Here is a 23,127-nt window from a genome sequence, read left to right as displayed (position 1 = left end):
TCATACCCGGTTCCTCCTTTCAAGCAGGCGAACCAGAATGACGAAGACAAATGTCATCACCAGCAGGACAAGCGCCATACTCCACAGTGCATTGTTATGAACAGAACCCATCGTGGTGTTACCCATGCTGAGTGTAATTACACTTGTTAATGTTGAAGCCGATTCGAGCAAGGATGTTGGAACATGCGGTGCATTACCGATAACCATCTGCACAGCAAGTGCCTCACCAAAAGCACGGGCCATACCCAGAACGACACCTGTCAACAAAGCTGGCAAAGTCGTTGGAATGATGACACGGTAGATGGTTTGCCAGCGAGTGGCACCCAGTGCGTACGATGATTCACGTAATCCTTTTGGCAAAGCGGACAAAGCATCTGCCATAATACTTGTCACCGTAGGAAGAATCATTACAGCGAGAACAAGACATCCGGCTGCAATCCCGACGCCTGTTCCACCAAAGATACTGCGCAGCAAGGGTACGATGACACTCAGACCGATAAATCCGTACACAACGGACGGGATTCCAGACAAGAGCTCAATCGCAGGCTGCAATATTTTTTTGCCTTTACCCGGAACAATCTCTGTCATGAAAAGTGCTGCACACAAGCCAAGCGGACTTGCGATCAATGCTGCAAGCAAGGTTGTAATGAAAGAACCTGTAATGAACGGCAATGCCCCGTAAAAAGCAGGTTCCCCTGTTGGATTCCACGTTTTCCCACCAAGAAATTCACTTATGCTTATTCCATTTTGGAAAAATGTTGATAGTCCCTTGGACGCTACAAAATAAACAATGGAAAACATGACAACGATCAGGAAAACGACACAAATCGACGTATAGATCCGTCCCGTCCACTCTTCCCAATAATGTTTCTCTTTTAAGGGCCGGCGCGGTTTCAACTTGTTATTCATTACCGTTCCCCCTTCGGTCTGTTCCATAACAACCATCCTTCTATAGTAGAATTAATGCAAAATATGGGATTATTTTAGAGCAAACCGCGTAAAGAGGCGGGACCTAAGTCCGCCTCTTTCGCCGTATGCGCAAGTTCAAAGATTATTGAACCACATTACCTGCTGCATCGCGTTTTACTTTCATACCTGACATTGGAATGTATCCAAGTTCTGTCACGTCATTTTGTTGAATTTCGTCACTCAAGATGTAGTCCAGGAATGCTTTTGTTGCTGCATCCGGCTCACCTTTCGTGTACATGTGCTCGTAAGCCCATACTGGATAAGTTCCTGCTTCTACGTTCTCAACCGTTGCTTCTACACCTTCGTATTTCAACACTTGCAAGCTGTCATCCAAGTAAGACAAGGCAAGGTAACCAATAGCTCCTGGCGTTTCAGCTACCAGTTTTTTTACGTTACCAGAAGAATCTTCTTGAATCGAACCTGGGATATCATCCATTTTTGCACCAAGCGCATACTTCTCGAAAGTTGCACGAGTACCGGAACTACTCGGACGGTTTACAATAACGATTGCTTGATCCGCACCACCAACGTCTTTCCAGTTCGTTACTTTACCGGAGAAGATGTCGATCAGTTGTTGCTTCGTCAAATCTTCTACACCTGCATCTTTGTTGCTTACTGGCGCCATAGCTACTACTGCTACCTGATGGTCAACCAGTTCTTTTACTTTGGCTTCGTCCTCCAGCTTCTCTTCTGCAAATACATCAGAGTTACCGATTGTAGCTTGTCCGTCAGATACTTGTGTCAAACCAGTACCACTACCGCCACCTTGAACTTGAACCGTTACGTTCTTATATTCATCAACTGCCATAAATTTCTGTCCAGCTTGTTCTACCAGAGGTAGCAATGCTGTCGATCCGACTGCCAGAATGTTACCGCTAAGCTCAGTAGCAGCTTCTCCTGATCCATTGCTTGCGGCACCCTCTGTACCAGCGTCATTTTTCGATCCGCATGCTGCGAGTACCAGTACGAACGTTAAGGTCATCAAAATAAACGGCAACTTTTTAAACATGTTTTGTTTTCCTCCCCCAATGTAGTGATGGCGTTTTGTGAATTTGTTTGTTCACCATCAACTCTTTACTCATTGTAGTTTCAGTATGTCATCTTAAAATCAGTGTTTTGTAAACGCAATGTTAAAAATATCGGCAGCATTTTGAAATATTTGGGATTTAATCTAGCGCTGAAGTGGTCGCTTCGGGAACGGACGTTGTTTTAATCCGTATTGTGTCCAGATTTCCATGAAAAAAATTTACTTATAGAAATATTAAGTAGCTGATACCTGAGTGGCCGTTCCGGTTACGGATCGTTCTTTTGATCGCTGTTGTCTCCAAATTTCTTTGATCAATAATTCTAATTGTTGTAATTAGGAGACAAAGGCGAACGCTTCGCTTCTTCAGAATCGATTCCGTCCCCTCCACTACGATCGCGGTTTTCCTTCGCTGTGTCAGCGCTCGTTGGATCTCAGGCATTTCAATCTCCTTGCCTGGGGTGTAGGCAAAGAAGGCCAGCCCTATAATAGGCTGACCTTATGTAAATTCTTTGTTGATTCTTTGATAGAGCAAGAAAATCTGTTTCTTCTATAGAAGGTACAAAAGCAGGATATAAAAAAACTGCCTCGCTGCCAGTGCGTAGCACCAGCTTTGAGAGCAGCCTTTTTACAATACATTGAATGTTTAAGATGTTCCTAATGTAAAATCTAATTTTACTAACCCAGAATCCATAACCACAATGCCAATCCGGCCAGGGTAATTAGCAATGTAGGAATCGTCAGGATGATACCTGCCTTGAAATAATATCCCCATGTTATCTTCACACCTTTGCGGGACAACACATGTAGCCACAACAATGTGGCAAGTGATCCAATCGGGGTCATTTTGGGGCCCAGATCGGAACCAATGACATTGGCATAGATCAATGCCTCTTGAACGATCCCTTCGGTGTGCGCACCCTGGATGGCTAGCAGGTTAATCAACACGGTCGGCAGGTTGTTCATCACCGATGACAATACGGCGGCGATGATGCCCATCCCGAGCGAAGCAGCCAGCAGACCATGCTCCGCTATGGCATCCAGCCAGCGGCTCAGATGATCTGTTAACCCCGCATTGCGCAGTCCATATACGACGATATACATGCCCACTGAGAACACCACAATTGACCATGGCGCTTCCTTGATTACTCGTTTCAGATCAACAGCCTCGCTCTTGCGTGCTAATAAAGCGAACAGCAACGCAACGGAGCCAACGATAACCGACACGGGAATCGGCAGAAACTCACTGGATGCATAGGCCACCAGTAACAGCCCCAGCATGAACCAGGCGATTCGGAACATCCGCGGATCACGTATCGCGTCCTTCGGGTCACGCGCCGCAGAGATATCGTAGCGACGAGGGATGCTTTTGCGATAGAACAAGAACAGCATTCCCGTACTCGCTACGATCGAGAATAGATTCGGCACAACCATGCGCACTGCATATTCCACAAAGGTAATACCAAAGAAATCAGCAGACACAATATTAACCAGATTGCTGACCACCAGCGGCAACGATGTAGTATCTGCGATAAATCCACTCGCCATCACAAAAGCCAGCACCATACGCTCATCAAACTTCAATGCACGCACCATCGCGAGCACAATTGGCGTCAGAATCAGTGCTGCACCGTCATTTGCGAACAAGGCAGACACTGCGGCCCCCAGCAAAATGGAGTAGAAGAACAGTCTGCGACCATCTCCTCCAGCCAGTCTCGCCATGTGAAGGGCAGCCCATTCGAAGAAACCTGTCTCGTCGAGAATAAGAGAAATCATAATAATGCCGACAAAGGCCAGCGTAGCATTCCATACAATGGATGCCACATCCGAGGCATCGTTCAAGCTCACGACTCCACACAGCAGGGCAAGCAATGCCCCACCTGAGGCAGTCCAACCGATACCCAACCCTCGAGGTTGCCAGATCACCAAGGTGATCGTTACTGCAAAGATCAATATTGCTACGTATACCATAGAGCCTCCTGCTGTACCCTGTCTCAATATATTCTATCGTTCATTCAATCATTATATTGAAAGATTACACCGCACGATGTGCGGAAGAACCAGACGATATATTTATACAGGGCTGCAGGAGCAATGTCTATCTTTATTTTTATATAAACTGTAGTAGGTTTCGCTGTCCCCATATCAGGATTTATCGCTACCCTTATCCTTCGGTGTATCCTCCACCATCTTGAACATGCCGAGCAGTCCTTGTAATTGTTCTGCCATGCTGTTCAGATGTGCTGAGGATGATGCAATCTCTTCTACCGATGCCAGTTGTTCTTGCGAAGATGCAGACACGGATTCTGTATTCGCAGCCGATTCCTGGGTCACATTGGAAATGTCGCTCATCGCCTTGGCAACATGGGATGCACCGTTCTCCAGCTGCTTCGTTGTTTCGGACAAGTCATCCAATGTATGAACAGCATCTTCCACCGCCTCCCGAATCTGGGCAAACGATTGTCCTGATGTATTCACAGCTTGAATACCTTCTCCCACCCGAGTCTGAGCCGCATTCATGGCGATAAGAGCAGCATCCATGTCCTGACGGATATTGTGTACCAGCTCACCGATCTGTCCTGCCGAGCTTCCGGATTCTTCTGCGAGCTTACGCACCTCTCCTGCTACGACAGCAAATCCACGCCCCGCATCCCCCGCTCTTGCCGCTTCAATGGACGCATTCAATGCGAGCAAGTTGGTTTGTTTGGAGATTGATGCGATAACATCAACCATACTGCCGATCTCAACCGAACGAGCATTCAGAGACTGGACTACCGTTCCGAGCTGTTCCACCGTTTCCTGAATACTGTTCATCTGCACAACAGCCTGTCCTGCTGCCTCATTCCCCGAAGAAGCCGCTCCGGACGTATTACGCATATTCGCTGTGATCGACTGCACACGCTCCGACATCATCCGAACATCTTCTGCCATTCGGCTCATCTGTGCAGATCCGTCTCTCACACTGTTCACCTGCTGCTCTGCACCTTCAGCCAGTTCCTGAATGGCTAGCGTTGAATGTTCAATCGCTTTGGTCGTTTGTTCTGCACTAGCAGTCAATTCTTGTGAAGAAGCAGATACTTGCTCTGTCGTCTCCTGTACACCGAGAATCATCATCCGCAGGTTATCAACCATACGCTCGAAATACTTCGCCAGATCACCGACTTCATCTTTACGACCCGTTTCCATTTTCACGGTCAGATCACCTTTACTTACAGCTCTGGCTGATTCCTGCAGACGCTTGATTGGACGCAGCATGGAACGTGTGAACCAGATAATAAAGATGAGCGTAAGGAACGTGGCCGCAAGAATAACTATAAATGTAGCCATCCGAATATCCTTACTCGCATCAGTTATTTCACTCTTGAACATCGTGCCGCCAATTTTCCAGCCTGTTGCTTCATTTGTTGAGAAAATCATCATCTTCGGCTGATCGTTGAACACGTAATCGAATTGACCTTCTGGACCTTCATACATCTCATCCAGCAAACCACTCGTTTCCGGCGTACCTGCATCTACTACAGGGGATACGACATAATTTTTGTTCGCATCCATAATCATGACGTAGCCTTCTTTACCCACCTTAATGGATGCCTGCTCTTGCAGATCTGTCAGATCCAGAGACAAACCGACCACACCGGATTGGTCCTTTAATGTTTTGGAGATAAATACAACGGCAACGCCGTCCGTATTAACGGATACAGCTGACACGACGGGTGCACCTGGCTTCTCCATCGCAAGTTTGTACCACTCCCGCTCCCTTGGATCATACGCATCTCCCCGCGTGCTGCTCGCTGTTGCTTTACCTCGAACCATAACTCCATCTGTCGTTCCCACAAAAATATTCATGGCATCCGGATGCAAGCCCAGATATTGCTCCAGTTTCACCTGAATCTCAGGACTATCGTTCTCTCCTTTAATGAGGGCTGAATCAAGAGCATCCGCAAAATAGTTAATGTCATGGATCTTGTAATTCACTTGGCTTTCTACAATGGTATTGGCCGTGTTCACACTTTGCTGGGCGCTGTCTACTAATTGTCCTTGTACGCCATCTTCAGCCATCGTTAGTGTGATCAAGCCTATGGCCAGACTTGGCAGGAGCAGAACTGCCAGGAAAGAGACCAATAGTTTGTTCCTTATATTCCAGACGAAACCTTTCTTTTTATTCTTCTTTTTATTTTTATTTTGTTTGGGTTTGGCGGGTTTTGCTGCTTTCACTATTTTATTATCCTGAGCTTCACTCATTGCTTTCTCCCCCTCTAAATGTAAAAACGGCCTCTTTCTTTGTATGTATGGATCAATCTACAAGGCTTATCTTATATATCGGCTAATGGAGAGTATTTATTTGAGAGAAAAAAGTGCAGACACACCAAACAAGCCACTTCTGATCAGAAGTGACTTGTACACTGTACAGGTTGCTGTTTTTATTCAATGAAACTAGGCAGCGTGTTGGAATACGGGCCATCTGGGGGTTGTGCCGAAGGTTTACCGAAATAGTAGCCTTGTGCAAGCTCAATACCTATAGAACGGCAGAATTCAAACTCTTCCATTCGCTCGATCCCCTCTGCAAGTACTTGACCTCCAAATCGACTCGACATCTCAACAATACGAAGAATTTTCTGTTGTTTGGTCGAATCCTGATCGCAACGGTCAATAAGACTTCGATCTATTTTGACAAAATCCGGTTCTAACCGATTCATCAACTCTATTGTCGAATATCCAGCACCTACATCATCTAGTGCAACGGACATTCCACGGGATCGATACACCTCAAAGATATGCTGCAAGATGGACATATGCTGTATCTGCTCTGTTTCCACGACTTCAAACACAAAATCTTTAGGGTCAAGCGAAAGACGTTCAATCGCTTCAAACGTATGTGTCAGACAATATTCGGGGTTATATATGGAGGAAGGCAGGAAATTCACGAAGCGTTTAACACCTTGCGGCAGAAAATGGGCACTGGTCTCAATGGCAGTAATACGCGCAGTTCGATCCAGAAAAGAATGTAACCCGGTCGCTCGCGCAACTTCAAATAATTCATAGGAACTGAAGGATTTTCCATGATCAGACGGACGAAGTAAAAACTCATAGCCAATAATTTGCTCCGATGCATCAACGATGGGCTGCATATGACTGCTGAATTGATGCTCCAAAATAATGGTAACCAGATCGGCATGTTTGAAACGAGATTGCTGCATGCTTAAACTGATCCAGCTTTCATTGCTGGCCTTTTCGTATAAAGGCATAATCTGAACGGTTAGGGAGTGAGTTAACGTTGGCTCCATTTGCACAATCTCCTCGATCAAGCTCTGAACCGCCTCAAGATTCGAGAAATGCATCCACATCATGTCATCTGACGTTTCGATATGTCTTCCCGGCGTTTGCAGCGCTTCCAGCAAAGCGGGGGAATTGGGACGCAGGTACAAGGTACCTTGACCCTCTATAGGATAGATTGGACTGCAGCCACTGCAATTCATGTAGGACCCCCTTGCCAATTTATGATTCCATGTTCATTAATGTTCACTTGTATATACCCAAAGTTTGTAAATATTATATCATGGGTCTTGAAATTAATCTCTACTGTTTTGATGACTTCCTGTATGACGGTTATTGGAACAAATATATTCAAATTTGCAGAAAAAAAGACCGACAGTCTGATGACTGTCGGTCTCCTCCTCACCGCTTATTAAAATTATGAAGCGGGAATCACGATTTTCTGCCCAACTTTGAGGTTATGCACATCTGGAATTACGTTAAATGTAGCAATCTTGCGCCAGTCCACACCATATTTTAAGCCGATACGGTACAAGTTATCGCCTTTTTTCACTACATATACCACTTTGCCGCCCGCTGGTTTCTCAGGCTGTGGCTTGGTCGTTGGTTTGGTTGGAGTAGTCGGCTCCGTAGGTTTAGTTGGCTTTGTAGGCGTAGGAGCAGGCTCCGTACCTGGTTTCGGAGTTGTTGTTGCTTCTCCAGTCAATTTCATGCCGTATTCAGCAAAACCATCATCATTTGTACCAATGAAAGACATCGCCGGGTTTGCTTCAACCAGATCTTTTGCATCCGGGGAAGAAGCAAACACAACTTCAAGATCGTTCAGCGCTGCTGCGGTTAACCCAGCAGATGGCTTAATTGGCGCCAGGGACCAGTTGCCGTCCGCTGCCGGATTAATCGTTTTATTCTCACGGATGTAGTCGATGATCACTTGACGGTTCTCATCCGGTGCAGCCAGAACGATACGTTTACCGTCCGGGTTAGCCAGCTTGGACGAAGAAGCACGGTAGTTATTCGTCGCTACAATGAATTTTTGCGCTGGGTCAATCGGTTTGCCATTAAAGCTCAGGTCCTTGATCCGGCTTGCGGATGCATTAACAATCGTAGCTTTGCTATCGTATTTGGCTGGTTGGGTCACATCAATCTGATACGTTACACCATCGATAACATCGAAGTTGTACGTTGGGAAGTCGTTGTTGATCAGTTGTTGTTGTCCACCTTTAGCCGGGTCGATCTGGTTGAACTGGCCTGCAGACCATTCCAGCCATTCTTTCAGTTCTGCGCCGTTAACCATTACAGCATGTACCGTATTTGGATATACGTACAGGTCAGCAACGTTTTTGATCGCAATGGTGCCTTTAGGGATATTCGTGTAATACGAAGCGCCTGAACGTCCACCGGCTTTGAATGGTGCACCTGCGGACAATACAGGGATTTTCTCATATTCCGTACCTTGCATATGTTTTTCGACATACCATTTCTGTGCATTCGTTACGATCTGAATGGATGGATCATCCTGTACCAGAGCGAAGAAGCTGTTGATAGGTGCAGTCGTTTCGCCCACCGGGCCACGAACATACTCCAATGTACCTTCATGCTCTTCATGAACCGCATCAATGATGTCCTGATCCGCATCTACCAGTGGCTTTTTGTTGGCTGTGTCATAGATTGGGCGTGCTTCCGTTTTGGAATCTACCACTTTCCATTTGCCATCAACCAGCTCCAGATCCAGGTCGATGATACCAAGATGATCACCCCAGAACCCTGGCTCTACAGCAGGAACGCCATTAATTGTACCTTTCTCAAGGTCTACCCCTTTTTTGCCGGCAAAATCAGCACTTGGGAATACTTTGTGAGCATGTCCAAATAAAATGGCATTAATGCCTTCTACCTGGCTCAGGTACAATACGGAGTTCTCCATCAGATCCGTTTGAGGAATATCCTCAAATCCGGAGTGAGGGATCGCTACAATAATGTCGGCACCTTCGGCTTTCATTTTCGGAATGAATTTTTTCGCGGTAGCAATAATATCCTTGGCGATTACTTTGCCTTCAAGGTTAGCGCTGTCCCACTGCATGATTTGTGGCGGTACAAATCCGATCACACCCACTTTGATCGTATGTTCCTTGCCAGTCTCATCCGTTACTTTTTTGTCCAAAATCTCATAAGGTGTGAAATAGTTCTTATCATTCGTCTCAACATCATCACCATCGTCTACATAGACATTGGCATTAATGTAAGGGAAGTTCGCTCCCTCCAGCGTCATGTCCAGAAAGTCCAGACCATAGTTGAATTCATGGTTACCGATGTTACCTGCATCATAATCGAGCAGATTCATCGCTTTATATACAGGGTGAGTCTCACCCTTTTTCAGTGGATCAATCTTCGCAGAGTAGTCTCCCAGCGGATTTCCCTGAATCAGATCCCCGTTATCAAACAGCAGGCTGTTCTTCGCCTCATCACGGGCTTTCTTAATCAGTGTAGCTGTTTTGGCGAGTCCATACTGGTCTGTCTCTTTGTCGGAATAGTAGTCATAGTTAACCAGGTTGGTATGAATGTCTGTGGTTTCCATGATCCGCAGCTTCACTTTGGCAGCATCCGCAGCCGATACAGGTACCGGAAATACCGCAAGCACGTTTAATGCAACCAAAGCGGCAGTCAGGCTTGATAATACTTTTTTACTCGTTTTCAAAATAACCCCTCCCGGTTATGTACATTGAATCATGCATGAATGGGCAAACGAACAGGCGCAGAAAAAAGATAGATTTCATGGGTTGTGCGTACTGACGCTCAGATGGCATGCATCGGAACTTCAGGTAAGTTTATCTCACATGAACATCTATTTATGTCTGTGCTTGTCGTTTACATTCCAAATCATAACGCAATGTTCAGCCATTGAAAAGCATTATTTTTTACATTACCCGCACATACCGGACCGAGTTTACAATATCATGCGTGATTTCGACATTTTTTTCAATATTTTAGTAGGTATATAGTGCTTATTTGTTTTAAAATACGTATATTACATATGCCTTACATCGATGTCCAATTCAGCATTATTCATCCATAACAAAAACCGTGAAGCCTTCATGGCTTTCACGGTTGGATTGAACTCTGCGCGTATTTCCGCGTACGGACGCTACTTCGCAAAGGTTATTTTCATATTCGAATTATTGTTCCCAAACGTGGTGTTCGTGGTCTTTCCCTGTGTATTCAATACGAGCCGGTGTGATGTCCAGAATGACATAGTTCGGATCGTTAGGTCCATCGAACCATGCCTTCAGTTCGTCGTTCCATACTTGCTCACGCAAGCCCTCGTTCTTCGTCACTTCACAGGTTCCTTCGATCTCAACTACTTCCTTGGAGCCACCAGCCTCATAACCGAGTAGAAGGCTAACATTCGGATTATTCTCCAGCTCTTCTACTTTGTGTGTGCGGCGATTCGTTGCCAGATGAATGTTCAGTCCATCGTTGAAAAGCGCCATATAACGGGATTTTGGTTTACCGTTCTCCACAGTGGAGAAGCTGCAAAAGGGATTGTTTTCCAATGCTTTTACAATGTTTTGTTCCAATTCAGTCTGGTTCATGGGAAGTGCTCCTTTCGGTTTGAGGGAATGTTGGAAGGACTGTGTAGGCGGCCGTTCCGGGTACGGATCGTTCTTTGGATCGCTGTTATCCCCGGATTTTTCTGATTCCCTTTTCTCAAAGGGAAAATCCGTTGATAAAGGCGAACGCTTCGCTTCCTCAGAATCGATTCCGTCCCCTCCACTACGTCTACTGTTCTCCCAATTTGAGGAGTGGGTAAGCTAAAGTTCAAACAGAAACCTGTACTTAACTTTGCAGGTTTCGTTTCTTTAGGTTTTATCCGCTCCGTTGCTGTGTATAAGTACAGTCAACTTACGTTAGGTGTAATAAGCCTGTACTTATAGTGTACCCACCTCACCTATGGTGAATCCATGAACCGATACGCAAACGTGACAAAATTGGAAATGCTATTTATAAAAGTGTTTACATAAAGGGGCTAGCACGATATTTCTTCATGGCTAATTTAATTCAGATCTCCAAGATAGATTGAAGAAGAGCCTGATTTAAGAAGCAATTCGCCAATGGTTTTTGGATATAGACGAATCTGGGACAGCTCTTCAAGTGCAATCCATTCCACAGCGACTTGGTGGTCGTCTGGATTGGAGCCTTCAAAAACAGTTGCCTCCGGATCTATCAGGCTGCACGCAAAATAAAATTCAACCTGGTGGATATCTGCATCCCACTCGGCGAATTCATGATTTTTACCGATATACTCCCGGATATGTAACAGCTCTCCCACGTTCACGGCCTGACCAATCTCCTCCAGACATTCGCGTGCGACCGCATCCTTGAGTTCTTCACCCTTCTCCTGCCCCCCACCTGGGAACACATAAGCTGTACCATATTGATCTTCCAGCCGGATGACCAGCAATCGTGCATCCTGCACAATGACGGCCTTCGCCGAGTTTCGTATGGGTTTCATTCTGTTCATTCACTCCTTGTCTTTCCAAGTTTCACAGTTCAATTTAACAAAACAATGTAAGCTGTCGTTCTGCTGAAGATGTTTATCCAGCTGTTTGCGCGGACAGCCTAACCCCTTCCGATTCCAACACGCGACGAATCTCTTGCGCAAATGCGAGAGCGTTCGAACCGTCACCGTGGATACATACCGTCTCTGCCTTAATGGGAACCAGTGTACCATCCGTGGATATAACCACGCCTTCTTTCACCATCCGAAGCACTTGAGCAATCGCTTGTCCCGATTCTTCAATGAGGGCTCCGGCTTGGCTGCGAGGAGTTAACTTTCCATCCGCCCCATAGGTTCGATCCGCAAATACTTCGCTCACACTGCGCAGACCGATGCGATTCGCAGAATGAATCAGCTCACTGCCCGCGAGGCCATACAGATACAGTTCGGGCTGTACTTGATAGATCGCCTCCGCGATGGCTTCAGCAAGCTTCGCATCTTCTGCGGCCATATTGTATAAGGCACCGTGCGGTTTCACGTGATGCATGCGCCCTCCACTTGCACGGACAAAGGCATCCAGCGCACCCATCTGATATACCACCATGTCATATGCTTCCCTTGGCGTAATCTCCATTCGTCTTCTGCCAAACCCTTGCAAATCCGGCAACCCGGGGTGGGCTCCAATTGCCACCTGATGCTCCAATGCCCTCTCCACCGTCAGCCGCATTGTAGCCGGGTCTCCTGCATGAAATCCACAGGCAATATTGGCTGATGTAATCAAGGGTAGAATGGCCTCGTCCGATAGCGTGCGATATATACCATAACTTTCGCCCAGATCACAATTGATATCCAAGGTTTTCGAGGTATTCATTAAGCGCCCTCCATTCCTGCCATTCTTCTGCGTATCAGCTTATCTATGAGTTGCATATTGATTTCCTGTTCCATATACAACTGTCCGGCTTGATCATGCGTAATCTTTTTAAAAGAAATTTGGGTTCCTGGCCTAGCCTGAGCCAAGATTGGCATATCCACCCGAGCTACCTGTGCAATGACAGGATAACCTCCAATCGTCTGATGATCTGCCATCAAGATGATGGGCTGACCATCCGGTGGCACCTGCACCGTGCCATAGGTAACGGCTTCAGACAGCCGATCCAGGGGCTGATCCAGCTCCAGTATGGAGCCTTGCAAGCGATAGCCCATCCGATCGGATTGTGGAGAAATCACGTATTTTTCCGCATAGAATTGTGCAAGACTCTCTTGGCTGAACAGCGAACTATCCTTGCTCTCCATCACACGAATAACAGGTTGCCCATAATAGTCAGGTCTTTCACGTTCAGATAAAAGCCACGCAGGCGCCAATATTCGTTGGTCCCGCTCACTCTCCTTTACCTGCTGCTCCATACGCTGCATCCAACCTTGCGCTTCACCAGAAGGTTCACCTATGGATAACAGATCGCCCACGCGCAAGGCTCGCCCATCCATACCGCCAAGACCTGTCTTAAGGTCAGTACTTCGACTGCCCATCACTTCAGGCACAGCTATTCCACCCGCAATCGCCAGATATCCACGCAAACCATGACGACATGGGCCAAATTTCAGTACACTTCCAGCCCGCACTAGCACAGGACGCCACAAAGGTACAGGCAGATGATCCACGGTTGCCGTCAGATCAGCTCCACATAATGAGACTAGCTGGCTCTCCTGAAATCGAAGCTCTGGCCCCGTCATCGTCATCTCCAGCACTGCCGCATGTCGGGAGTTGCCCACAAGCATATTGGCTGCTCTGGCTGCAAAGGTGTCCATGCCCCCGCCAGGATGAATACCATACCGGCGATAACCGGTTCTGCCTTCATCCTGAACGGTAGTTAATAGACCAGGGCGAATCACTTCTATACTCATCGTTCGCCCTCCTTCCGCTTCAACGCCAGATAGTCCTGCATCGTAATCTGTTTGAATCGAACCCGATCACCTGCTGCCAGCAGACTCGGTACGTTCTCTTCCGGCCGAAACAACCGGAGTGGCGTTCGTCCAATACATTGCCATCCTCCGGGTGTGTCCACCGGATAGATTCCCGTCTGTTTGCCACCAATTCCTACTGTACCCGCCTCAACCCGAAGCCTTGGCGTTGCACGTCTGGGCGTAGCAATCTGTGCAGACAACCCGCCGAGATACGGAAAACCCGGTGCGAATCCTATCATATGTACGAGATAATCCCCGGATGTATGAATCGCAATAACGTCCTCTGCGGTCAGTCCATGTTCACTGGCAACGTAGTCCAGATCAGGCCCCCACTCGCCACCATAACATACGGGAATCGTGACCGTTCTGGACTTGTCTTGTACGGATTCCTTCATTTGATTCAACTGCTGAAGCAGAATCCGGCATAACTCGGGGTACGGGGAGATGAACGGATCATAAAATACTGTAACGGACGTATATGAAGGCACCCATTCGATCATGGCTGGCAAAGTGCTTTTTTCCAGCAAAGCACATACAGACATCACTCTGCGCTGCACAGCGTCAGACAAATGATCTCCGCACTGGATGATAACTGCTGCCTCACCCAGCGGAGATAGGATCTCCTCGGTCCATGCATACGTCAATTCGGTCATACGCCATCTCCCCTTTTGTCCACAAAGTTTGCTAGTGTTTTAACGTCAGAGCATCCATCTATTAAGACTCCCTGGACGAATTCAAATGCACGCTGCAATTGTACAGTTCGCATTGCCACGTATTCTTATTCTTTGCAATCCGGGTTATGGATGTGTTGGACAGCTTCACGCTGATATCCAGTTCAGGCACCAGACCTCTCAGTGTATTCCGCAGGACGGCTCCGTGACTGACCACAATCACTCTTCCATCGGGGTGCTGCTGTACAATATCTTCAAGCACCGCACTGCCTCGAACAGTCCCTGCATCTGCAAGCTCACGTCCCAGATCCAGGGTACTCCAGTCCGCTCCCCACTTGGCTATACGTTCCTCTTCCGTTGTTCCTTCGACCTGTCCTCCGCCCATCTCACGAAGTCTAGGGTCCAGATGAATCTCCTGAATGCCCAAGCGATCACCAATGATGCGAGCCGTCTCACTTGCACGTTCCAAGTCACTTGCATAGATGGCATCCCAGGATTCTTCGGCCAGTCTCGCAGCAAGCAATACTGCCTGTTCCCTGCCATCCTGATCCAGCGGATTATCCGTCTGTCCCTGCGAACGTTTTTCCTTATTCCACGCTGTGCTTCCATGGCGGATCAATGCAATTTGAGTCATTGTTGTTCCTCACCTTTTTCTATATGAAGTTCATCTTCTGTAAAATGTTTACGTGCCTTCGGCTTGGCAAATTTGCCGCCATTATATTGAGAAGAGCCGTTTCTCGGAATGGAGAGACTGTCCCAAGCTGTTTCTTTAAGCATTTTCGCGGCAAATACAATCTGCCCAACATGATACGGATAATGCGCCAATTGACGAATAATAGCCTCCATGACGGTATGACCTTCATTCCGAATATATATGATATGAGACAATTGTTCCGGGGTAAATGAACGAATGGATTCGAGTAGACAATTCCAGCCTTCCTCCCATTTGGAGAGCAACTCTTCCCGGGAAGAAATATCATTCACGAACTCGGCGTCCCGTTCACGCCACGGTTTCTCACCATCTGTTGTCAGTACATCCGTCCAACGGGACAGCATATTGCCCCATAGATGTTTTACGATTACCGCAATGCTGTTCGCGTCTTCATTCCAAGATTGAAACAATTGCTCGGAATCCAGTTGTGCCATGGCTTTTTCCCCGAGCTGCTTGTAATACAGAAATTGCTTCTCCGCTGTCTCCAGAAAAACCTGATTCATATCCATCCGTTAACCACCCTTCGGAAAAGTAATATGACCCCTGATCATGTTCAAACAGAAGCGTCACATGTTATTTATTCAGGAAATGAGAATGTGCCGTCTGCATTCGGTTCAAATGGAATGGCTTTACGAACCGCATCCAGATTGAGTTCTCCATAGATATGTGGAAATAGTTCATTCAATTCGTAGAGATCCTCATATACCAGTTCCGGCTTCAACGCCTTCTCATCAATACTGAGTAATAACAGATCCGTGCGGCCTGCATAATATTGCCCGGCTACCCATGGGATCTGTTCCTTGGTGGAGCAATGAATGAATCCGTCCGTCTCCAGGCTATCTGGTGCATACTCACTCCCCTTTGACACTTGCTCCCACAACGAACGGGAAATAATACTATAGATCATGGTTCCGCCTCCTTCAATTTCTGCGATGTACCCTATGTGTCATTGGAAGTATTATAGATCATCCCGGATACGGGAGTACAATTTTTGATCCGTAAATACACCTTTGATCTTCAACTGTTTGCGTAGCAAACCTTCGTACGACATGCCCAGCTTCTCCATTACGCGTGCAGAGCCTATGTTGCCTGCATTACATTTCCCTTCCAGCCGATTGCAGTCCAGTTCCCCAAAGCAATAATTCACGATGGGTTGCATCGCTTCTGCTGCGAGGCCCTTACCCCATTGACTACTGGCTATCGCGTACCCTAATTCGGCACTCTGCATGGGTTCGTTGAGATGAAAGACGCCACCCCTGCCGATCAAGGTCCCTGTTTCCTTCAAAATAAAAGCCCAGATATGTACCGTTTGCCGTTCATAATTATCCAGTACCCGCTGAATATATTGAATTGAATCCTCCACCGTCTCATGGCAGTTCCACAAGCTTTGTTGACTCACTCGCGGATCAGAGGCAAACGCATAATATTCATCGAGATCATCCATCGCAAGCCGCCTCAGCTTTAACCGCTGTGTTTCGAATTCGGGCGATTCGTCAAAAAGTTTTTCTACATTCATACAGCACACCTCCATGATTCACTTGAGTTCATGATCCAGCCATCTTATTTCTCAGGAAATAACGATCTATCATAACCATGCACAGAATACCAACCGTATATCGAATCAGATCGATCACCAGAAACCCATGTCCCAAAATAAGAGCACCTAATACGGTAGAGCGTATCTCAATCAGCCAAGGCGTCTGAATCAACTGTGAGAACTCAATCATCCAGCTGAATACACAGCTCAAACACATCGCCCATACCAAGCTGCGATGAGGCCACACCATGCGTACTCCGAAATAAATCATGCCCGCCCAACATGCATCCCCGAAATGTTCATGCACCCAACCCGGCAATCGTTCACGAAAGTGTCTGGATGCGAGTCCTGCCGCCATGGTCATCATGACTGCGAAGAAATAGATCAGCCTGTCTCTGATAAGTAGTACGCTTTTCAATCAATCACACGCCTTCATCAAGCACTTGTAAAATAAATTGCGTTTTGGCAGCGGTATACGATTCCCTATCTTCCTTGTTCTCATCAGCAAGCTTTGTCTTCAGGACGGCGTAAGCTTCCACCAGATCTGGGCGTTTTCTCAGCACATCGCGAAACCGAATTTGACGATCCCAGCGTTCTTCTCCCGGGCGCATAAGATGAAGGTGTACAGCTCTCTTGCCATCCTTAACCCTGACCCAGAATCGTCTGTACTCCCGTCCATCCAGTTCAGGCAGAACGTAATTCCAGCCCACCGGATTCAGCTGATCCGCAATCAGATTCATGTCGTCCCATGACTGTACCTCTGCCATCAGATCAATGATGGGTTTGGCGGGTAACCCTGGAATCGATGTACTTCCGATATGTTCGAATTGATGGATATTAAACAGCTGTAGAAGACGTTTGAGTTGGCCGATTTCATCCTGAGCCTGCGCATCCCAATTGGGGTTGGCCGGAGCAATCTCTACCGACTCTGTCGCCCAGGCAGGCCAATTTTCCGGTTGCAATGGATCTTTCATTCAGGAACCTCCTCTTCACCATGACATTTTAAATGGTAACCTTCTCTGTATTTTTCATAGGTGCTTTGCTTCATGCGCTCAATCGTAGTGCTCCGTTGAAATGTAAGTATGGAACTTAGGGATAGAAAAAGATATTTCAGGTAAGTCAGATCAAGAGTTAGCGTCTGAGCTTATAATCGAAGCTTTCATATTCATCCCATCCAATCCCCTTATATAGTTGTTAAAGCAGAAGGCATTTCAGATACATATTTCTATATATCCAAAAAGGAGCGTATGTCTACGCCCCTAGTTGTCTGTTACCTTGATGATATTAACGTGTCATGTACTGATTTTATCTTTGAATTGATGCAAGCACTTCATTATATAAATATTTATTTTACCGTCACAGGGATCGTCACTTTTTTGTTGCCCCACTTGGCCGTGATAGACGTTTTGCCTTTTCCTACAGCCACGATCTTACCATTAGTTACTGTCGCTACGCCCGGCTTTGTGCTGCTCCACACCGCACTGTTGGTCACAACAGTGGTTTTGCCCGTATCATACTGGGCCATCAGACTCAGCGTTGTACTTCCCTGTGGGGACAAAACAAGTTTTTTCTGGCCTGTAATCAACTTTTTGAGCAAAGGTACAACGGTAACCTCTGCCTTTATTGTCTGATTTTGATAAGTTCCTGTCAAGGTGGCTTGTCCCTCGGTCAGCGTCTTAACGGCTCCATTTTTCACGATAGCTACATTTGTGTTGGAAGAGGTCCATATCACTTGTTTCGAAAGGTTAATGGTTTTGCCATTCGCGTAGGTGCCGATGACCTTCAACGCCTTGGACTTCTTGATGTTCAGCTGCATTGTGGCAGGAGTGACCTCAACTTTGGTAATCTCGTCCGTCACAGCAACCGGGACTTTCACAATCGTTGATCCATACTTGCCTTGCAGCAATACTCTGCCGGGTGTAACGCCTTTGATTTTACCGTTTTCCAGGACAGCCGAAGAAGTGGATACGGACCACACAATCTCAGAAGTCACATCCTCTTCCTTGCCATTCGCACGTGTAATGCTTACTTTGGGAAGGGTGCTTTCACTGCCTTTAACAAAACTGTAGGATTTCGGTGAAGCTTTGATGCTTTTGATCTTCTCCTGCACTTGCACAACCAATTGGGCTTTAGCCCCGTCTACTTCTGCAAAAATCGTTGCTTCGCCCGCGGCCACAGCCTTGACTTTGCCTTTCACCATCGTCGCGACTGCTGCATTACTGGTGGACCAAGTCACGCCTTGGGTAACATCCTGCTTGTTATCAAAACCTTCAACCGTTGCCATCACCTGGAGTGCAGCTGTTTCGGAGACACTCATTTTCTGCGGGCTGCTATTGGTTATTTCAATCGTTGTCACGTCACCAGTAGCCGCCAAGGCCAACGAAGGGACCAGTACGGTCAATGCAATCATTAGAGCAAGTGTGCCTCGAAGCGCCAGTTTGATTCTATTCATTTCAATATCCATCTCCCATAATCCAATATTTTACTTCTATTATATTATATCGGATACGAATTGCATAAAGTTGAATAACTTAAGTGGGAGTCTTGGAACAATTCATGATTTTCATTGTATAATATGGGAAGGTCGCGTAATACTGTTTTAATAAACCTAAAAAATGGGGTGGGATATGTATGATCGAAAAGAATTTGCTTGATATGGTTTCACCTAAAAATAACCGTAAACGTATGAAAGCTATCGTCACTTCGACATCCACCAAGATTCGTCCTGAAGACGAAATGGTTCTATTGATGAAAACAGCCCGCAATCGTTTCAAAAAAGCCCTTGAATCTGGACAAATTGAAATCATTAACGAGCGTGAATGGAAGCTGCGTTAAAGAATATAGGTGAACCATGGAACGTATTCAAACACCAGAAATGCAGGAAAGAATTAAATGGGCTAAACGAAAATTGAAGGAACTTGCAGCTGATGTGACCAAAAGTGATTTAAAAGAGTTCTATGTGATGGGTATTATTACTCCTATTCTTGATGAATTAGATGCAGATCCAGCCATTATTGTTGGAGGACATGCTGTTGAACTATACACTTCTGGAAGTTACAAGACAGCTGATGTTGATCTGGTCATGATCAGAGATGATTTGGCCCGAAGTTTATTTGATCATCTGGGTTTCGTTCACGAAGGAAGACATTATTATGTCTCCGAAATGGACATCCCTATCGAAATACCTTCTGATACACTGGAAGGTTCAAAAGACAAGATTATCAAATTATTAACACCTGAAGGCTACTGTTACGTAATTGGAATAGACGACCTTATTTTGGATCGATTGAGAGCCTCCGAGTACTGGACAGATGCCCGAAGCTTGGAGTGGGCACGTTACCTGATTTACAGTCAATTTGATACGATTGATTTAACATACATGAGAAAAGTTGCAGCCGAAGAAGGTCCCAAATTGGCAGCTCGACTTGAGCAAGAGTACCAGTGGGTAACAGATCATATGTTTAACTAGAGAAGGAACCCTGGTCAAGGGGTTCCTTTGCTGATTCTTCACTTCCTAAAGCGTTACCTATCTTCTCTACTTCACTGCATCCTGCTCTGGCAAAATCAAGCTCTCGGCCCCGCCCATATAGGGCCGCAGGGCTGCCGGAATGTGAATGCTTCCATCCTCCTGCTGATGATTCTCAAGCAACGGAATCAGGATACGCGGCGATGCCACCGCCGTATTATTTAGCGTGTGACAATAGGCCAACTTGTCTTCGGCATCGAGGCAACGAATATTCGAACGGCGCGCCTGAAAATCATGCAGATTCGACGACGAATGTGTTTCTCCATATGCACCGCGACTCGGCATCCAGGTCTCGATGTCATACTGTTTGTACGTTTTCTGCGACATATCTCCGGTACATACAGCGACAACACGATAAGGAAGTTCCAGTAATTGCAGCAATTCTTCGGCGTGTCCCGTAATCTCTTGCAGCATGCGTTCCGATTCTTCCGCATCAGGGGCACAGAGAATGACCTGCTCAACTTTGGCAAATTGGTGCACACGATACAATCCGCGTACATCACGTCCGCCGGAGCCAACCTCACTGCGGAAACATGTCGATACCGCGGCCATCTTCACAGGCTCTTGAACATCGACAATCTCATCCGCATAATACGAGACCAGCGGCACTTCAGAAGTTCCCACCAGCCACTTGTTCTCCCCTTCAAGTTCATAGACCTGATCTCGACCGGTTGGGAAGAATCCGGTGTTCACCAGTGCTTCCTCCCTGACCATCAGCGGAACCTCCATCGGTGTAAACCCGTGCTTCAGCAACAGATCCAGGGCAAGTTGCTGTACTGCCCGATGTAATAACAGGCCAGCACCTTTTAATACATAACTTCGCGTACCGCCGATCTTAACTCCACGAGGAATATCGATCAGATCATGCAACTCCCCAAGTTCCACGTGATCTTTGGTATTATACTCGAACCTTGGCACCTCTCCCACACGTCGCAGCTCTACATTATCCGCGTCCGACGAGCCATTGGGGGTATCCGGTGATACGATATTGGGTACCAGCCATTGCAGCCTGGTTACTTCCTCCTGTACAGGGGCAAGCTTCGCTTCCATTTGTTCCAACTGTTCATTGATCTGTTTCACCTGAGCCCGCAATCCTTCAGCCTGTTCCCGATTCCCGGCTTGCATTAGCCTGCCAATATCAGCAGATAACGTATTGCGCAACCTGCGACCTTCTTCAATTTCCTGCAAAAGTGCTCTACGTTCTTCATCCCGCTCTAACAATGTGCGAATGTTGATCTTGATTTTTTTCCCGTCTGCTGCGGTCTGAACCTCTTCTGCATGTGCCCGAATCCATTTCATTTCCAACATGGTCACCGTCTCCTTTGGCTGTAAAAATACAAAGAGCGCCCTCATCCCTTGGGACGAGGAGCGCTCTGCTCGCGGTGCCACCCAACTTGCTGAATCAGGATATCCTGCTTCCAGCCTCTTGGTCCGCGATAACGGGCGGTTCCGGTTAACTTGGGGAAATATCGCTCCCCTGGCGAAAACGCCTCCGAGTTGGATGCTCTTCAACGGCATGGTCCGATCTGTAATTGTTGGTCTCAGTATATACGAACGCCGGACCTAATTGCAACCTTCTGTATCGATCAGGAATTCATGGCACAACTTAACATGTCCTGTTATGATAGACTTTGTCTTCAAGATTGCGCTTTATTGTGATCCTCAATTTATGTATATAAGTAGAAGGAGTTCTTTATGAAAAAATTACTTTGGATCGGATGTCTATCCTATTTCCTGATTGGACTTGCCCACGTTGTGCTCGGTTCCATTCTGCCGGTTGCACTTGAACATTATGGCAAAGATTATAGCCAAGGCGGAACGCTGATCTTTGCTCAATTTGCCGGATTCCTGGGTGGTGTATTGTTATCTCCATGGCTGAACAGACGCTTTGGTAAACGGGGAGGCCTGTTAATCGCCACAGCGTTGCTCTGTATTGCAGAATTATCCTATATGCTGCTGCCATCATGGGGCTGGATGTTCGTCATTGCACCCGCTGCCGGCTTTGGATTCGGAATGGTTGAAGCTGTTATTGGCACCATTATCATTGCGGCAATCAAAGACAATACAGCCGTTGCCATGAGTCGACTGGAAGTGTTATTCGGAATCGGGGCGATGGTCATGCCGCTCGTTGCCAGTGGTCTCATTGCTGCCGGATACTGGCGTCTCTCCTTTCTCGTTGTTGCGATCTGCGCAGCGCTGACCTTTGTTTTCTGGGCAAAAGGATCATTCGGTGAACTCGATAAGTTTCTGGAGCGACAGAGTTCAAATCATGCTTCCGTAAATACGCACTCTGCTGGAACATCGGGTGAGATGCATCCCGCATCTGCAAGTACATCCAGTCCAACCTATCGTGGCCGTAACAGGACTCTTCTGGTATTATTCGTCCTGTTCTTCTTCCTCTATGTTGGCACAGAAATGAGTCTTGCGAACTTCATGCCGGCGATCCTGATTGAGAAAATGAACATGAAGGAAGCCGGAGCAGCGCTTAGTGTCACCTGTTTCTGGATTGCCATGTCCGTGGGAAGACTCTTCGCCGGGTATATCGCAGAGAAATTCCAATACCGCGTCTATGTTCTGTACAGTTGTCTTGCATCTGTTCTTTTGTTAATGGTATTTCCATTTACAAACCAAATCTGGTCTGCATTTCTCATCATCTTACTGCTTGGACTTGCGATGTCAGGGATATTCTCCATTGCCCTTGTCTTTGCCAGTAAACTGCTGCCCGGAACAGAAGAATCCACACCCAGCATTTTGATTGCCTCAGGTGGGGTTGGCGGTGCCATTCTGCCTTTGACTACGGGATGGAGTCTTGATCATCTGGCGGTTAATCAGTCTGCATGGATGCTTGCCATTTTTGCAGTTGGCCTGCTTGTCATTAGCGTAATCACGTATCAATGGCAGAACAAACATATAGCGAATTCTGCGACTTAACAGTTATGTGTCGATCCAGTCCTGAGGAT

General features: G+C 46.8%; 22 protein-coding genes. 3 read left to right on the top strand and 19 right to left on the bottom strand.

Features of this window, described 5'->3' with window-relative positions:
* From pstC to WFI24_RS21470, 18 genes are all read right to left on the bottom strand, one after another.
* A complete protein-coding gene (gene pstC / locus WFI24_RS21555) occupies positions 1-936 on the bottom strand; it encodes a phosphate ABC transporter permease subunit PstC (RefSeq protein ID WP_017690972.1) in 936 nt (311 codons plus the stop codon).
* A 115-nt stretch (positions 937-1,051) separates the two neighbouring features.
* Positions 1,052-1,978, bottom strand: coding sequence for a phosphate ABC transporter substrate-binding protein (locus tag WFI24_RS21550; protein WP_336764091.1), 927 nt, complete (start codon positions 1,976-1,978; stop codon positions 1,052-1,054).
* A 693-nt stretch (positions 1,979-2,671) separates the two neighbouring features.
* Complete coding sequence (locus tag WFI24_RS21545) at positions 2,672-3,964, bottom strand: arsenic transporter (protein WP_336764089.1); 1,293 nt, start codon at positions 3,962-3,964, stop codon at positions 2,672-2,674.
* 174 nt (positions 3,965-4,138) lie between these two features.
* Positions 4,139-6,235 (bottom strand): methyl-accepting chemotaxis protein, encoded by a 2,097-nt coding sequence (locus WFI24_RS21540; RefSeq protein WP_336764087.1) that lies wholly within the window; start codon positions 6,233-6,235, stop codon positions 4,139-4,141.
* 179 nt (positions 6,236-6,414) lie between these two features.
* Entirely contained in the window at positions 6,415-7,470 is a 1,056-nt protein-coding gene (locus tag WFI24_RS21535; protein WP_336764085.1) for an EAL domain-containing protein, read from the bottom strand.
* Between the two features lie 215 nt (positions 7,471-7,685).
* Positions 7,686-9,959, bottom strand: a complete 2,274-nt coding sequence (locus WFI24_RS21530; protein ID WP_336764084.1) for a bifunctional 2',3'-cyclic-nucleotide 2'-phosphodiesterase/3'-nucleotidase — start codon at positions 9,957-9,959, stop codon at positions 7,686-7,688.
* 478 nt (positions 9,960-10,437) lie between these two features.
* A complete protein-coding gene (locus WFI24_RS21525) occupies positions 10,438-10,854 on the bottom strand; it encodes a pyridoxamine 5'-phosphate oxidase family protein (protein WP_017690978.1) in 417 nt (138 codons plus the stop codon).
* 461 nt (positions 10,855-11,315) lie between these two features.
* On the bottom strand, positions 11,316-11,774 hold the full coding sequence (locus tag WFI24_RS21520; protein ID WP_336764080.1) for an NUDIX domain-containing protein: 459 nt from the start codon (positions 11,772-11,774) through the stop codon (positions 11,316-11,318).
* A gap of 82 nt (positions 11,775-11,856) precedes the next feature.
* Entirely contained in the window at positions 11,857-12,630 is a 774-nt protein-coding gene (locus WFI24_RS21515; RefSeq protein WP_336764078.1) for a LamB/YcsF family protein, read from the bottom strand.
* The gene (locus tag WFI24_RS21510) at positions 12,630-13,661 is read right to left on the bottom strand and encodes a biotin-dependent carboxyltransferase family protein (RefSeq protein ID WP_336764076.1); all 1,032 of its coding nucleotides are present in this window, start codon (positions 13,659-13,661) and stop codon (positions 12,630-12,632) included. Before WFI24_RS21510 ends, WFI24_RS21515 begins: the two co-directional genes overlap by 1 nt.
* Positions 13,658-14,374: a 5-oxoprolinase subunit PxpB gene (gene pxpB / locus WFI24_RS21505; RefSeq protein WP_336764074.1), complete on the bottom strand. Its 717-nt coding sequence runs from the start codon at positions 14,372-14,374 to the stop codon at positions 13,658-13,660. Before pxpB ends, WFI24_RS21510 begins: the two co-directional genes overlap by 4 nt.
* A gap of 61 nt (positions 14,375-14,435) precedes the next feature.
* Positions 14,436-15,026, bottom strand: coding sequence for a histidine phosphatase family protein (locus WFI24_RS21500; RefSeq protein ID WP_336764072.1), 591 nt, complete (start codon positions 15,024-15,026; stop codon positions 14,436-14,438).
* On the bottom strand, positions 15,023-15,613 hold the full coding sequence (locus WFI24_RS21495; protein ID WP_336764070.1) for a DUF1572 family protein: 591 nt from the start codon (positions 15,611-15,613) through the stop codon (positions 15,023-15,025). Before WFI24_RS21495 ends, WFI24_RS21500 begins: the two co-directional genes overlap by 4 nt.
* A 68-nt stretch (positions 15,614-15,681) precedes the next feature.
* Complete coding sequence (locus tag WFI24_RS21490) at positions 15,682-16,011, bottom strand: DUF952 domain-containing protein (RefSeq protein WP_221823921.1); 330 nt, start codon at positions 16,009-16,011, stop codon at positions 15,682-15,684.
* Between the two features lie 51 nt (positions 16,012-16,062).
* Positions 16,063-16,620 (bottom strand): GNAT family N-acetyltransferase, encoded by a 558-nt coding sequence (locus WFI24_RS21485; protein WP_336764068.1) that lies wholly within the window; start codon positions 16,618-16,620, stop codon positions 16,063-16,065.
* A gap of 28 nt (positions 16,621-16,648) precedes the next feature.
* Positions 16,649-17,059 (bottom strand): ribosomal maturation YjgA family protein, encoded by a 411-nt coding sequence (locus tag WFI24_RS21480; RefSeq protein ID WP_336764065.1) that lies wholly within the window; start codon positions 17,057-17,059, stop codon positions 16,649-16,651.
* 4 nt (positions 17,060-17,063) lie between these two features.
* On the bottom strand, positions 17,064-17,615 hold the full coding sequence (locus WFI24_RS21475; protein WP_336764063.1) for a GrpB family protein: 552 nt from the start codon (positions 17,613-17,615) through the stop codon (positions 17,064-17,066).
* A gap of 371 nt (positions 17,616-17,986) precedes the next feature.
* Entirely contained in the window at positions 17,987-19,093 is a 1,107-nt protein-coding gene (locus WFI24_RS21470) for an Ig-like domain-containing protein (RefSeq protein WP_336764061.1), read from the bottom strand.
* A 179-nt stretch (positions 19,094-19,272) separates the two neighbouring features.
* On the opposite strand from WFI24_RS21470, the gene WFI24_RS21465 reads away from it, so the two are divergent.
* The gene (locus WFI24_RS21465; RefSeq protein ID WP_076253873.1) at positions 19,273-19,476 is read left to right on the top strand and encodes a hypothetical protein; all 204 of its coding nucleotides are present in this window, start codon (positions 19,273-19,275) and stop codon (positions 19,474-19,476) included.
* A gap of 16 nt (positions 19,477-19,492) precedes the next feature.
* On the top strand, positions 19,493-20,110 hold the full coding sequence (locus tag WFI24_RS21460; protein WP_237177605.1) for a hypothetical protein: 618 nt from the start codon (positions 19,493-19,495) through the stop codon (positions 20,108-20,110).
* A 66-nt stretch (positions 20,111-20,176) separates the two neighbouring features.
* On the opposite strand, the gene serS is transcribed toward WFI24_RS21460, so the two are convergent.
* A complete protein-coding gene (gene serS, locus WFI24_RS21455) occupies positions 20,177-21,475 on the bottom strand; it encodes a serine--tRNA ligase (protein ID WP_336764054.1) in 1,299 nt (432 codons plus the stop codon).
* 387 nt (positions 21,476-21,862) lie between these two features.
* Here serS and WFI24_RS21450 point away from each other — a divergent pair, with 387 nt between their 5' ends.
* Complete coding sequence (locus tag WFI24_RS21450) at positions 21,863-23,098, top strand: MFS transporter (protein ID WP_336764052.1); 1,236 nt, start codon at positions 21,863-21,865, stop codon at positions 23,096-23,098.
* Positions 23,099-23,127 lie beyond the last annotated feature (29 nt).

The sequence above is a fragment of the Paenibacillus sp. USHLN196 genome, from assembly GCF_037144955.1.
In the GTDB taxonomy this organism is placed as follows: Bacteria; Bacillota; Bacilli; order Paenibacillales; family Paenibacillaceae; genus Paenibacillus; species Paenibacillus xylanexedens_C.
The sequence above is the reverse complement of the archived record's forward strand: the minus strand, read 5'-3'. Positions and strand labels throughout refer to the sequence as shown.

What these genes read in the sequence shown, in the direction of transcription:
- WFI24_RS21535 (WP_336764085.1), bottom strand. Translation starts at nt 7,470, where the DNA reads ATGAATTGCAGTGGCTGCAGTCCAATCTATCCTATAGAGGGTCAAGGT.
- WFI24_RS21485 (WP_336764068.1), bottom strand. Translation starts at nt 16,620, where the DNA reads ATGAATGTAGAAAAACTTTTTGACGAATCGCCCGAATTCGAAACACAG.
- WFI24_RS21490 (WP_221823921.1), bottom strand. Translation starts at nt 16,011, where the DNA reads ATGATCTATAGTATTATTTCCCGTTCGTTGTGGGAGCAAGTGTCAAAG.
- pstC (WP_017690972.1), bottom strand. Translation starts at nt 936, where the DNA reads ATGGAACAGACCGAAGGGGGAACGGTAATGAATAACAAGTTGAAACCG.
- WFI24_RS21510 (WP_336764076.1), bottom strand. Translation starts at nt 13,661, where the DNA reads ATGAGTATAGAAGTGATTCGCCCTGGTCTATTAACTACCGTTCAGGAT.
- WFI24_RS21520 (WP_336764080.1), bottom strand. Translation starts at nt 11,774, where the DNA reads ATGAAACCCATACGAAACTCGGCGAAGGCCGTCATTGTGCAGGATGCA.
- WFI24_RS21470 (WP_336764061.1), bottom strand. Translation starts at nt 19,093, where the DNA reads ATGAATAGAATCAAACTGGCGCTTCGAGGCACACTTGCTCTAATGATT.
- WFI24_RS21540 (WP_336764087.1), bottom strand. Translation starts at nt 6,235, where the DNA reads ATGAGTGAAGCTCAGGATAATAAAATAGTGAAAGCAGCAAAACCCGCC.
- WFI24_RS21515 (WP_336764078.1), bottom strand. Translation starts at nt 12,630, where the DNA reads ATGAATACCTCGAAAACCTTGGATATCAATTGTGATCTGGGCGAAAGT.
- WFI24_RS21460 (WP_237177605.1), top strand. Translation starts at nt 19,493, where the DNA reads ATGGAACGTATTCAAACACCAGAAATGCAGGAAAGAATTAAATGGGCT.
- WFI24_RS21500 (WP_336764072.1), bottom strand. Translation starts at nt 15,026, where the DNA reads ATGACTCAAATTGCATTGATCCGCCATGGAAGCACAGCGTGGAATAAG.
- serS (WP_336764054.1), bottom strand. Translation starts at nt 21,475, where the DNA reads ATGTTGGAAATGAAATGGATTCGGGCACATGCAGAAGAGGTTCAGACC.
- WFI24_RS21545 (WP_336764089.1), bottom strand. Translation starts at nt 3,964, where the DNA reads ATGGTATACGTAGCAATATTGATCTTTGCAGTAACGATCACCTTGGTG.
- WFI24_RS21525 (WP_017690978.1), bottom strand. Translation starts at nt 10,854, where the DNA reads ATGAACCAGACTGAATTGGAACAAAACATTGTAAAAGCATTGGAAAAC.
- WFI24_RS21550 (WP_336764091.1), bottom strand. Translation starts at nt 1,978, where the DNA reads ATGTTTAAAAAGTTGCCGTTTATTTTGATGACCTTAACGTTCGTACTG.
- WFI24_RS21465 (WP_076253873.1), top strand. Translation starts at nt 19,273, where the DNA reads ATGATCGAAAAGAATTTGCTTGATATGGTTTCACCTAAAAATAACCGT.
- pxpB (WP_336764074.1), bottom strand. Translation starts at nt 14,374, where the DNA reads ATGACCGAATTGACGTATGCATGGACCGAGGAGATCCTATCTCCGCTG.
- WFI24_RS21495 (WP_336764070.1), bottom strand. Translation starts at nt 15,613, where the DNA reads ATGGATATGAATCAGGTTTTTCTGGAGACAGCGGAGAAGCAATTTCTG.
- WFI24_RS21450 (WP_336764052.1), top strand. Translation starts at nt 21,863, where the DNA reads ATGAAAAAATTACTTTGGATCGGATGTCTATCCTATTTCCTGATTGGA.
- WFI24_RS21475 (WP_336764063.1), bottom strand. Translation starts at nt 17,615, where the DNA reads ATGAAAGATCCATTGCAACCGGAAAATTGGCCTGCCTGGGCGACAGAG.